The following is an 11,698-nucleotide window of genomic DNA, read 5'->3' as shown; positions in this document are numbered from 1 at the left end:
TCAACGAACGGCGCTCGCTCAACGAACGCGGGAAGCGGTGCTTTCCGGTCGTTGAGCGAGGAGCGCAGCGACGAGTCGAAACGCCGTCTCAGGCGGTCAGGCGGATGACCGCCCACGAGACGGCCGGCAGTGACACGCGCAGCTCGTCGCCATGACGGATGACCTCCAGCGACTGCGGCCTCACCCGGTAATCGGCATCGGTGATCATCCACGACTCGACGACGGCGAGGGATGCCGCGTCGAGCTCGCGCAGATCGATCACGAGCTCCGCGGCATCCGACACCGAGCGGTTCACGAAGAACACGCTCGTGCCGGCGTCGTCGGTCGTGGCGACCGCGTTGACGGCGGAGACGTCGCCGAAGCGCGCGCTCTGCACGCGCGGCGCGCCGTCGATCTCGACCCGCCGCGCGGTGCCGCGGCCGAGGCGGGACGTGAGCGAGAAGGGGTAGAAAGTCGTCTGGCGCCGCGCGGGACCGCCGGGCTCCGGCCGCCGGTGCTGCAACCGCAGGCCGCGGCGCTGATCGACGCCGTCGCCGTCGACTGACCTCGCGAACGTCGCCCCGCGATCAGACCGGCGCGGGGCCCGTGCTGTCGCGCACGATGAGGGGAGCCGGCATGACGGCGCGGGTCGCCCCGGTCGCCGACGTGGACTCGAGGTCGTCGCCCTCGTCGAGAAGAGCGGCGACGGCCTGGGCGCCGAGCCGGTCGAAGTGCTGGCGCACCGTCGTGAGAGGAGGGCGGTAGTTGGCCGCGTCGTCGACGTCGTCGAAGCCGACGACGCTGACGTCTTCGGGCACCCGCGCACCGTGCTCGGCGAGGGCGCGCAGCGCCCCGAGGGCCATCTGGTCGTTGGCGACGAACAGGGCGGTGCCGACGGCGCCGTCGCCGATGAGCGTCTGGGCTGCCTCGTAGCCGGATGCCGAGGTCCAGGAACCGCGCACGAGCGCGCCGACGGGACGCCCCGCCGCCTCGAGGGTGTCGCGCCATCCGCGCTCGCGCTCGGCGGCCGCGTAGGAGGTCGTCGGCCCGGCGATGTGCGCGACCGTGGCGTGCCCGAGTGCGAGCAGGTGCGCGGTCGCGCCGGCCGCTCCCCCGGCATGATCGGTCTCCACGCCGGCGAACCGGTCGTCGGGCGCCGAGTCGACGACGACGAGTCGAAAAGCGGTCGGCAGATCCGCCGAGCGGACGAGAGCGGAGGCTTCGTTGATGACGACCACGCCGTCGACTCCCTGCTCGTTGAGCCGCTGGAGTGCTTCGGCGGCGTCTCCGGAGCCGAGGGTGACCACGGCGACGTCGTGCTCGCGTTCGGCGGCGGCATCGGTCACCGCCTCGAGCATGAGCGAGTTTCCGACGGTCGCGAGCGTGGAGACGACGACGCCGATCGTGCCGGACCTTCCCGTGCGCAGGGCCCGGGCGGCGCGATGGATGCGGTAGCCGCTGCGTGCCATCGCCTCCTCGACGCGGGCGCGCGTGGCGGGATCGACCCGCGGGCTGGCGTTGACGACGCGTGAGACGGTCTGCGCCGACACCCCCGCGATCCGTGCGACATCCGCCATCGACGCGCGTTTGTGTGCCATCCCGACCTCCGTGTTGACGATAGCACGCACATAGCCGTATCGTGTTATCGTGAACATGCCGGAGCCGCCTCCTCACCTCGCCCCCGCGACACCGCCGACGGCCCCCGCGACGCCGCTCGGGGCGGGCGTCGTCAAGCGCGCCACCCACCTCGCCGACGGGCGCGATCTCATCTACTTCGACGACCCCGACACGACCCTCGGACCCGATCGAGCCCTCGACACGCGCAGCCTCGACCCCCGCCCGGCAACGGCGACCATGCGCCAGGACATCCTCACGGGAGACTGGATCTCCGTCGCCGCAGCGCGGCAGAACCGCGCGTTCCTGCCGCCCGCCGAACTCGATCCGCTGGCGCCGCAGACGGCGACCAACCCCTCCGAGATCCCCTCCCAGTACGACGTCGCCGTCTTCGAGAACCGCTCCCCCTCCTTCGGTCCGGCACTGGCCGAGGCGACCGGAGACGCCCCCGCGGCATCCGATCCCCCGCGCGGACTCGACGATCTCGCGCACCTCGGCCTCGGCCGCACCCGGACGAGCGTCGGCCGCTGCGAGGTCGTCTGCTTCTCACCCGAGCGCAGCGGCTCGTTCGGCACGCAGACTCCGACACGCGCACGCACGGTGATCGAGGCGTGGGCCGACCGCACGGCGGCCCTGTCGGCACTGCCCGGCGTGCAGCAGGTGTTCCCGTTCGAGAACCGCGGCGAGGCGATCGGCGTCACGCTGCAGCACCCGCACGGCCAGATCTACTCGTACCCGTACATCACGCCCCGCACGACCCGCCTCCTCGACACGATCGACCGCACCGCGCCCGATCTGTTCGCACGCATCCTCGCGTTCGAGCAGGAAGGCCCCCGCGTGCTGCTGCGGGGTGAGCACTGGACCGCCTTCGTGCCGTTCGCCGCACGCTGGCCGATCGAGGTGCACCTGCTCCCCCACCGTCACGTGCCGGACTTCGCCGCCCTCGACGACGCCGAGCGCGACGAGCTCGCACCGATCTATCTGCGACTGCTGCGCGGCATCGACGCCCTCTACGGCGACCCGACGCCCTACATCGCCGCGTGGCATCAGGCACCCGTCCACGCCGGTCGTGACACGGTGCGCCTGAACCTGCAGATCACGAGCCCGCGCCGCGCGGCCGACAAGCTCAAGTTCCTCGCCGGATCCGAGGCCGCCATGGGCGCCTGGATCGGCGACGTGCCCCCCGAGACCGCCGCCGACCGGCTGCGTTCCGCCATCGAAGGAGTCCAGCTGTGACGACCACGGCCACACCGCGCACCGATGCGCACGACCTGTTCGGCGAGCTCACCGGCGCGGAGCCCGCGGGTTACTGGTCGGCTCCGGGACGGGTGAACCTGATCGGCGAGCACACGGACTACAACGACGGCTTCGTCTTCCCCTTCGCCATCGACGGCCGGACGATCGCGGCGCTGGGCACGCGCGGCGACGGGCGCATCCGTGTCGTGTCGACGTTCGATCCGGTGCCGGTGGAGGTCCCTCTCGCCGACCTCGATGCTCTGTTCCCCGCCCGCCGCGACGAGATCGTCGAGTGGGCGCGTTACCCGCTCGGGGTGGCGTGGGCGCTGCGGGATGCCGCGCGTGCCGCCGGCCGCGACGCTGACGCCCTCACCGGGGTCGACATCGCTCTGGCCTCCGACGTCCCCGTCGGCGCAGGGCTCTCGTCATCGGCGGCGATCGAGGGCGCCACGGCATCCGCTCTCAACGACGTATGGCAGCTCTCCCTCTCGCCGGTGGATCTCGCCCAGGCCGGTCGCCGCGCCGAGAACCTGGCGGTGGGAGCCCCCACCGGGATCATGGACCAGATGGCGTCGATGCTCGGCCGCGCCGACGCCGGCATCTTCCTCGACTGCCGGTCGCTGGATGCCGATGTCGTGCCGCTCGGGTTCGCCGACGCCGGTCTGGAGGTGCTCGTCATCGACACCCGCGTGAGCCACGCGCACTCCACCGGCGGCTACGGCGAGCGCCGCGAGGCCTGCGAACGCGGAGCCGAGATCATGGGCGTCGCGGCCCTGCGCGACCTCGTGCCGGCCGACCTGGACCGCGCCCGTGCGCTGATGGACGACGTGACCTTCCGGCGCGTCCGCCACGTCGTCACGGAGGACCAGCGTGTGCTCGACGCCGTGCGCCTGCTGCGCGCGGAGGGACCGCGGGCGATCGGCGCGCTTCTCGACGCCTCGCACGCGTCGATGCGCGACGACTTCGAGATCTCCACGCCCGAACTCGATCTCGCTGTGGAGACCGCGCGCGCGGCAGGGGCCGTCGGCGCACGCATGACCGGCGGAGGCTTCGGCGGCGCCGCGATCGCGCTCATCGATCGCGCTCTCGTCGAGGAGGCGGCCGCCCGTGTCGCCGCCGCGTTCGCCGCCGCCGGCTTCGGCGCGGCGCACGTGTTCACCGTGCACCCCTCTGACGGCGCGCACCGGGACGGGTAGCGTCGAGGGCGGGAGGCCGACCCGCGGCATCCCGGAAGGAGCGCTCGTGGCCTACATCACCGTCGGGACCGAGAACTCGACCGACATCGAGATCTTCTACACCGATCACGGTCCGTCTGAGGCTCAGCCGGTGGTGCTGATCCACGGCTTCCCGCTGAACGGCGAATCGTGGGACCTGCAGCAGCGCGCTCTGCGCGACGCCGGGTACCGCGTCATCTCATACGACCGCCGGGGCTTCGGGGCCTCGAGCAAGACGGCCTCGGGCTCCGACTACGACACCTTCGCCGCCGACCTGCACGCGCTCATCGAAGACCTCGACCTCGACGACGTCGTTCTCGTCGGCTTCTCGATGGGAACGGGCGAGATCGCCCGCTACCTCTTCCGCTACGGAACGGCGCGCATCGCGAAGGCGGCCTTCCTGGGCTCGCTCGAGCCGTTCCTGCTGATCACGGACGACAATCCCGACGGCGCCGGCGACCAGGCCTTCTTCGACGACACCGCGGCGGCGGTCGTCGCCGATCGTGCCGCGTTCCTCACGGGCTTCTTCCGCGACTTCTACAACCTCGACGACCTCCTCGGTCGGCGGATCTCGCAGGAGGCCGTCGACGCCTCCGTGCAGGTCGCGAACCAGGCCGGCAACGCCGCGATCGCCGCCGCTCCCCTGACGTGGCCGACAGACTTCCGCGGCGACATCCCGGCGATCACCGTCCCGACGATGATCCTGCACGGCACCGCCGACAACATCCTTCCGATCGACAAGACGGCCCGGCGCTTCAAGGATCTGATCCCGGAGGGCACGGCGCTCACCTACGTCGAGATCGACGGCGCCCCGCACGGGCTGCTGCGCACCCACGGCGCCGAGGTGAACGAGGCGCTGCTCGCCTTCCTGAGCACATGAGACCCCTCGGGTGGATGCCGTGGCTCGCGGCGGCGGGTGCGGCCGTGCTCGCGTTCGGTGAGGTGCAGGCGTGGCGCACCTCCCGCCGCGCCTACCCCGCCAGCCCGACCATCGGCCCGACCGACGGGCGCGATGTGGTGCTCGTGCTGGGCTTCCGCTCGCGCGAGGACGGTCGCCTCAACGCTCTGCAGGCGTGGCGGACGCGCATCGCGGTGCGCTCGGCCCCACCCGCACCCGGGGCGTTGTTCGTCTTCTCGGGCGGCACCGTACGCGGGAGCGAGCCGGAGGCGGTCGTGATGGCGCGCCACGCGACCCTCCGCCTCGGCGTGGAACCGGATGCCGTCGCCATCGAGGCGGCGGCCGAGAGTACACGGGAGAACCTGTCGTTCAGCCTGCCGTGGCTGCGCGAGGCCCGCACCATCCGCATCGCCTCGAACACGGCGCACGCCCACCGCGCTCGCGGCTACCTGCGCGAGCTCGACCCGCGGCTGTGGGAGCGCCTGCGCCGCACCCGCGACTTCCGCCCGCTCGAGCTCGGCCCCCTCCGACTCGCGCTCACCTTCTACGACGCCGTCGCAGCGCGGTCGGCCGGCCGCGCCGCCGCCATGGCAGCCGCGAACCGACCGGTCGAAGGCGCGCGTGCGCGTACCGGTGCGGACGACGGTGCGTTCGCGGGTGGTCAGCGCAGCGGTGCGACCGACGCGTAGGCGCCGACCCGCTCCGAGACCGGTACGTCGTAGATCCGCGCCGGCTGCGCCGCACTCCACCTGTCCCATCCGGGATCGCCGCCGGCGATGAAGGCGACCGCGTCGGCGTGCACCGCGTCGGCGAGCGTCTGCGGCGGCTCGTCGCCGGCCAGCGGGGCGATGCCCTCGGCATCCAGGCAGTCGAAGAAGAAGGGCACATCGAGGCAGTGCTCGGCGAATCCGAAGCGTCCCGACGGCCACGAGAAGCGGTACATCCAGGTGGGCGCCGCACCGCGCGCATCGGCGAGCTGCACATTCTTCTCCCGGAACATGTGGTCGGTGAGGTAGCGGCCGGCCACACGCGCGGTGCCGTGCGCGACGACGTCGCGGTTGGCCGCGAGGTAGGCGCGGCGGCGCCCTCGCTCCAGTCCGAGACGGCCGAGAACGATGCTCGCGGGCACCCAGCGCAACGCCCGGGGCGCGCCCGCGAAGATCATCGTGAACTCGTCGTCGGCCGTGCCCAGCACGAGCGGCTTGTCCGCCCCCACCCCCGCCGCGAACGAGGCGCCCGTCGCGCGCGGCAGCAGCTCGCCGTCGATCTCGGGACCGAGAGCGAGGCCGGCTGCCAGCGTCTGCGCTGCCGCCTTCGGGTCGATCGCGGTCGCCTGCTTCTGCAGGGCGAGCAGTCGTTCTTCGGGGATCGATGCGAACCCGTCGCGGTCGGCGGCCACCCCGGCTGCGGCCGCGATGGCGGCGGTGAGGGTGCGAGCCCGCTCGGGCTCCACGTCGCCGAGAGCGCCCGACAGCGACCACGCCCGGTAGAACAGGTGCTGTGCCGACGGCATCCCGAGGAGGGTCAGCACGGCACCGCCGCCGGCCGACTGGCCGGCGATCGTCACGCGCGCGGGATCGCCGCCGAAGGCCGCGATGTTCTCCTGCACCCACTCCAACGCCGCGAGCCAGTCGCGCACGCCACGGTTGGACGGCGCACCGTCGATGTGGCCGAAGCCGTCCACGCCGAGCCGGTACGAGATCGTCACGGTCACGGCGCCGTCGCGCGCGAAGGCACGTCCGTCGTACCAGGGGCTGGCGGGCGAGCCGGAGAAGAAGCCTCCCCCGTGGATCCACACGAGCACCGGAAGTCCGCCGGCCCCCGGGTCGGGAGTGAAGACATTGACGTTGAGTGTGCCGTCGCCGGGGATGCTGGGCTCGGGGATGAGGGTGATCCCGGGGTCGCCGCGCTGCGCCGTCGCCCCGAACGCGCCCGCATCCCGTGTGCCCTCCCACGCCGCGACGCGCACCGGCGCGGCGAAACGCCGCTCTCCCACCGGCGCCTCCGCGAACGGGATGCCGAGGAACGCGGCCGATCGGCTCCCGTCCGCCGCTGTCCGCCAGCGGCCGCGCACACGTCCGGCGGTGATCAGGATCTCGGGATCGCTCTGCACGGTCTGATCATGGCACGGGCTGATCACGGCACGGGCGACCGCGGCCCGGCGCCACGATGTGCGCATGCGGCATGCGCCGGCGCATCACCGCGATCGCCTCGGGGTTGTCATCGACGAGCACCGCGTCGCGCCCCAGCGCACTGCACACCGCTCCCGTGGTGCCGCTGCCGGCGAACAGGTCCAGCACGCGGTCACCGGGTCGGCTGGAGGCCTGAACGATCCGGCGAAGGATGCCTTCCGGTTTCTGCGTGGGATAGCCCGTCTTCTCGCGACCGCTGGTCGGCACGATCGTGTGCCACCACACGTCGGTGGGAAGTTTGCCGCGGGCCGCCTTCTCGGGCGTGACGAGACCGGGCGCCATGTAGGGCTCGCGGTCGACGGCATCCGAGTCGAACCAGTATCCGCGCGGGTCCTTCACGTAGACCAGGATCGTGTCGTGCTTCGTCGGCCACCGGCGACGACTCTTCGCGCCGTAGTCGTAGGCCCAGATCAGCTCGTTGAGGAAGCACTCGCGCCCGAAGAGCGCATCGAGCAGCACCTTCGCGTAGTGGGCTTCGCGATAGTCGAGATGCACGTAGAGGGTGCCGTCGGCGGCGAGCAGTCGCCACGCCTCCCGCAGGCGCGGCTCCAGGAACTCCCAGTAGTCGTCGAAACGGTCGTCGTAGCGGCGCAGATCGCCGCGCAGGCGCGCGTAGCTCGTGCCGCGAAAGCCGGTCTTGACCTCGCCGCGCACGCCCCCGCGGTCGGCGGACTCGATCGCCTTGCCCTGGAGCCGTCCCGTGTTGAACGGCGGATCGAGGTAGATCAGGGTGAACGCGGCATCCGGGAGTGCGCGCGCGACCGCGAGGTTGTCGCCATGGTGGATCTCGACGGCGCCGGGAACGTCGACGGTGCCGGATGCCGGTGCGTGGGTCACGGAACGCGGTGCAGCCACGCGTCGGTGGAGAACTTCTCCTCGACGAGCGCCTCGGCCTCGGCATATTCCTCTTCGGTGATATAACCGGGCTCGGCGCCATAGAGCGTGGAGAACGTCTGCATGAACCGCTCGATGATCGCCTCGCGCGGCAGTCCCGTCTGGCTCCGCAGCGGGTCGACGCGCTTGGCCGCCGAGACGGTGCCCTTGTCGCTGAGCTTCTCGCGGCCGATGCGCAGCACCTCGGTCATCACCTGACCGTCCATGTCGTACGACAGTGTCGCGTGATGCAGTACGCCGCCGTTCGCGAGCCGCTTCTGCGCGGCGCCGCCGATCTTTCCGGCCGGCGAGGCGATGTCGTTGAGCGGCTGGTACACGGCATCCACGCCGAGCGAGCGCAGCGCCTGCAGGGCCCAGTCGTCGAGGAACGCGTAGGAGTCCGCGAAGGTGAGGCCGGCGACGAGCGCGGCGGGCACGTAGAGCGAGTAGGTGACGATCGAGCCCGCCGCCATCAGCATGGCGCCACCGCCGGAGATGCGCCGCACGACGTCGAATCCGTGCCGCGCCGCGCCCTCGGGGTCGACCTCGTTGCGGTACGACTGGAACGAGCCGATCACGACGGCCGACTCGTTCCACTCCCAGATACGCAGGGTCGGCTTGCGTCGCCCCTCGCCCACCCGCGTCGTGAGCACCTCGTCGAGCGCGAGGTTCATGGCGGGCGAGACCGCCTTCTCGTGCACGACCTCCCACTCGAAGTCGCGCCAGCCGGGAGCGGTCACGAGCGCCCGGCGCACGGCCGTGCCGACCGACTCGGGCGTGAACCCGAGCAGCTGCGCACCGTCGGGCAGCGCCCCGCGGACGGCGGCCGCGATGCCCGCGGCATCCGTCTCCACGGGAAGCCCGGTGACGGCGGCGTCGATGTCGGCCAACGCGTCGTCGGGCTCGAGGAAGAAGTCCCCCGCGAGGTGGAAATCGGCGATGCGCCCGCTATCGACCTCGAGGTCGACGACGACGAGCTTGCCGCCCGGAACCTTGTACTCCCCGTGCATGACTCCAGCGTACGAGGTCGAGGCAGCCCTCCGGCGCACCGTCGGCGCGACGCGATCGGGCTGTCACGCCGCGTGCAGCAGGTGCCGGTCGATCCATGCGATCAGGTCCGCGATCACCTCGTCGCGTGTCACGTCGTTGAACACCTCGTGGCGGATGTCGGGGTAGATGAGTGTCGTGACGTCGGTGAGGCCGGAGCGCCGCCGGTACGCCTCGGCGAGACGGTGGATGCTGCGCGGACCGCCGACGGTGTCGTCGCGCCCGATCATCAGCAACAGCGGCACGTCGCGGGGAAGGTTCTTCGCGGGCTTGCCGATCAGGCGCAGCGTGTCGAGCGGCCCGAAGAGCTTCGCGAGCGGCTCCGAGGTCGTCAGCGGGTCGTCGAGGAACGCGCGGCCGACCGCGAGGTCGGAGGACAGCCACTCCGATCCCATCGCATCGGGCGCCTTCCACGGCGCGTTGAGGTCACCCGAGTTCAGGGCTCCGGGCCAGCGCAGGGCCGAGCCGGTGAGGACGACGGCGTCGTAGTCCCGCGGATGCCGGTCGAGCAGCATCTGCGCGAGGAACGAGCCCCACGAGTGCCCGACGAGGATGAGGGGCAGCCCGGGGTGGTCGGCGCGGATGATGCTGCTCAACTGAGCGCAGGCCGCGACGGCGGCCCGAAGCCCACCGGGGCCGAGTCGACCCAGCCGGCGCACGTCGCCTCCGTGCTGCTCCAGGCCGGTGCGCCCGTGCCCGCGGTGATCGTCGGCGTAGACGAGATAGCCGGCGGCCGTGAGCGCCTCGGCGACGTGGGCGTAGCGGCCCGCGTGCTCCCCGACGCCGTGGAGGATCTGCACGACGCCGCGGACGCGGGCGGCGTCGCCGCCCGGCTCGTAGACGTCGTAGATGGTGCGGATGCCGTGAGGATCGATGAAGGAACGTTCCTCGCGCTGCGCCGCTGCCATGGCCCGAGTCTAGGACCGGCGGTTGGCAGCCGGAAAATTGCTAGATAAGCTAGCTATTCATGAAGGACGTCACGTCACGCCGCTGGATCGGCCTGGTCTTCATCAGCCTCGCGGTCGCGCTGATCATCGTGGACTCGACGATCGTCAACGTCGCGATTCCGGCGATCGTCGACGACCTGCGGATCACCTCCACACAGGTGCAGTGGGTGCAGGAGGCGTACACGCTCGTGTTCGCCGCGCTGCTGCTGCTGTTCGGGTCGCTCGCCGACCGCATCGGACGGCGACGCCTGCTGCTGATCGGCGTCGCATTGTTCACGGTCGCGTCGGTGATCGCCTCGTTCGCGCCGACGGGCGACCTGCTGATCCTCGCCCGTCTCGTGCAGGGCGTCGGCGGTGCGATGATGCTGCCCAGCACGCTGTCGCTGCTGAACGCGACCTTCCAGGGTCGTGAGCGCGGCATCGCCTTCGCGGTCTGGGGGTCGACGATCGGCGGAATGGCGGCGGTGGGGCCCCTCCTCGGCGGCTGGCTGACGACCTCGTTCTCGTGGCGGTGGGCCTTCGGCATCAACATCCCCCTCGGCGTGATCATCGCGATCGGCGTGCTGTGGGCGGTGGGCGAGTCGCGCGCCCAGAACGCGCCCGCGATCGACGCGCTCGGCGCGGTGCTGTCGGTCCTCCTCTTCGGAGCGCTCGTCTTCGGACTGATCGAAGGCCGCACCCTCGGATGGTGGGACGTCGACGCCCCGTTCACCGTCGCCGGCTGGAGCTGGCCGTTCTCCGTCTCGCCCGTACCGGTCGCCTTCGCGCTGGCACTGTTGGCGGCGGTGGGCTTCGTGACGTGGTCGCGGCGCCAGGCGCGTCGGGGACGACCGACCCTGCTCGATCCCCGCCTCTTCTCCATCGCGAGCTTCCGCAGCGGCAACATCGCCGCGCTCGTCGTGGCGCTGGGCGAGTTCGGGATCATCCTGTCGCTGCCGCTGTGGCTGCAGTTCGTCCTCGGATTCGACGCCCTGCAGACCGGCCTCATCCTCATCGCGCTCGCCGCGGGCTCGTTCGTGGCCAGCGGGTTCGCGGGAGCCTCCAACGGCAAGGTCAGCGCGGTGCTGATCGTCCGCGCCGGACTCGTCGCCGAGATCGTGGGCGTGGTCGCGGCGGGCCTCGTCGTCGGCGCGGATGCCGGGACGCAGTCGGCCTGGCTGTGGCTGCTGCCCGCGCTGTTCGTCTACGGCTTCGGCGTGGGACTCGCCACGGCGCAGCTGACCGGAGTCATCCTGCAGGACGTGCCGGTCGAGCTGTCCGGACAGGGGTCGGGGACGCAGTCGACGGCCCGACAGGTCGGCTCGGCGCTGGGGATCGCGATCCTCGGAACGGTGCTGTTCACCGGCACCGCCGGCATCCTGTCGTCGTCGCTCGACGACCGCGGCCTGCCGCCGCAGCAGCGCGATCAGATCGTGTCGGCCGTCGTCGACAGCTCCGGCGGCGCCATCGCGGGCCTCGCCGCGAACCCGGCGACCGCGCCGATCGCCGCTGACGCGAAGGCGGCGTTCTCCGATGCGACGCGACTGTCGGCGTTCACCGCGGCCGGCTTCCTGGTGGTGGGACTTCTCGCGACCATTCCGCTGGGCCGCGAGCGGCGGCGAGGCGAGACGGATGCCGAGGAGCCGCCCGTGCGGAGCTGAGAACCGGCGCCGGCGGCATCCGCCTGACACCGTCCACGTGATACTTAGCAAGACTAAT

General features: G+C 71.7%; 11 protein-coding genes. 5 read left to right on the top strand and 6 right to left on the bottom strand.

From position 1 onward, the window contains the following. Positions 1-88: 88 nt before the first annotated feature. Together HMPREF1529_RS06460 and HMPREF1529_RS06455 are read right to left on the bottom strand one after the other, a co-directional pair. Positions 89-502: an alpha-L-arabinofuranosidase C-terminal domain-containing protein gene (locus HMPREF1529_RS06460; RefSeq protein WP_005047663.1), complete on the bottom strand. Its 414-nt coding sequence runs from the start codon at positions 500-502 to the stop codon at positions 89-91. A 64-nt stretch (positions 503-566) separates the two neighbouring features. Continuing rightward, entirely contained in the window at positions 567-1,577 is a 1,011-nt protein-coding gene (locus HMPREF1529_RS06455) for a LacI family DNA-binding transcriptional regulator (RefSeq protein ID WP_016464203.1), read from the bottom strand. 55 nt (positions 1,578-1,632) lie between these two features. On the opposite strand from HMPREF1529_RS06455, the gene galT reads away from it, so the two are divergent. Genes galT through HMPREF1529_RS06435 form a run of 4 tightly spaced genes read left to right on the top strand, consistent with a single transcriptional unit; the run spans position 1,633 to position 5,630 of the window. After that, complete coding sequence (galT, locus tag HMPREF1529_RS06450) at positions 1,633-2,829, top strand: galactose-1-phosphate uridylyltransferase (protein WP_016464202.1); 1,197 nt, start codon at positions 1,633-1,635, stop codon at positions 2,827-2,829. Further along, on the top strand, positions 2,826-4,025 hold the full coding sequence (gene galK, locus HMPREF1529_RS06445; RefSeq protein WP_016464201.1) for a galactokinase: 1,200 nt from the start codon (positions 2,826-2,828) through the stop codon (positions 4,023-4,025). The genes galT and galK overlap by 4 nt, the downstream gene beginning before the upstream one ends. Positions 4,026-4,071: 46 nt before the next feature. Continuing rightward, positions 4,072-4,923: an alpha/beta fold hydrolase gene (locus tag HMPREF1529_RS06440; RefSeq protein ID WP_016464200.1), complete on the top strand. Its 852-nt coding sequence runs from the start codon at positions 4,072-4,074 to the stop codon at positions 4,921-4,923. Next, complete coding sequence (locus HMPREF1529_RS06435; RefSeq protein WP_016464199.1) at positions 4,920-5,630, top strand: YdcF family protein; 711 nt, start codon at positions 4,920-4,922, stop codon at positions 5,628-5,630. Before HMPREF1529_RS06440 ends, HMPREF1529_RS06435 begins: the two co-directional genes overlap by 4 nt. Here the strand turns inward: HMPREF1529_RS06435 and HMPREF1529_RS06430 are convergent. The 4 genes from HMPREF1529_RS06430 to HMPREF1529_RS06415 form a co-directional block, all read right to left on the bottom strand. Then, the gene (locus HMPREF1529_RS06430; protein ID WP_016464198.1) at positions 5,603-7,120 is read right to left on the bottom strand and encodes a carboxylesterase/lipase family protein; all 1,518 of its coding nucleotides are present in this window, start codon (positions 7,118-7,120) and stop codon (positions 5,603-5,605) included. The genes HMPREF1529_RS06435 and HMPREF1529_RS06430 overlap by 28 nt on opposite strands. Then, positions 7,062-7,970, bottom strand: coding sequence for a DNA-methyltransferase (locus HMPREF1529_RS06425; protein ID WP_016464197.1), 909 nt, complete (start codon positions 7,968-7,970; stop codon positions 7,062-7,064). The genes HMPREF1529_RS06430 and HMPREF1529_RS06425 overlap by 59 nt, the downstream gene beginning before the upstream one ends. Continuing rightward, positions 7,967-9,016, bottom strand: a complete 1,050-nt coding sequence (locus HMPREF1529_RS06420; protein ID WP_016464196.1) for a lipoate--protein ligase family protein — start codon at positions 9,014-9,016, stop codon at positions 7,967-7,969. Before HMPREF1529_RS06420 ends, HMPREF1529_RS06425 begins: the two co-directional genes overlap by 4 nt. Before the next feature lie 63 nt (positions 9,017-9,079). Then, entirely contained in the window at positions 9,080-9,961 is an 882-nt protein-coding gene (locus HMPREF1529_RS06415) for an alpha/beta fold hydrolase (protein ID WP_016464195.1), read from the bottom strand. Positions 9,962-10,020: 59 nt separating this feature from the next. Here HMPREF1529_RS06415 and HMPREF1529_RS06410 point away from each other — a divergent pair, with 59 nt between their 5' ends. Continuing rightward, positions 10,021-11,640: a DHA2 family efflux MFS transporter permease subunit gene (locus HMPREF1529_RS06410; protein ID WP_016464194.1), complete on the top strand. Its 1,620-nt coding sequence runs from the start codon at positions 10,021-10,023 to the stop codon at positions 11,638-11,640. Positions 11,641-11,698 lie beyond the last annotated feature (58 nt).

The sequence above is a fragment of the Microbacterium sp. oral taxon 186 str. F0373 genome, assembly GCF_000411455.1.
GTDB lineage: Bacteria > Actinomycetota > Actinomycetes > Actinomycetales > Microbacteriaceae > Microbacterium.
Note: the sequence above shows the minus strand (reverse complement) of the source record. Positions and strands in the feature narration are given on the sequence as shown.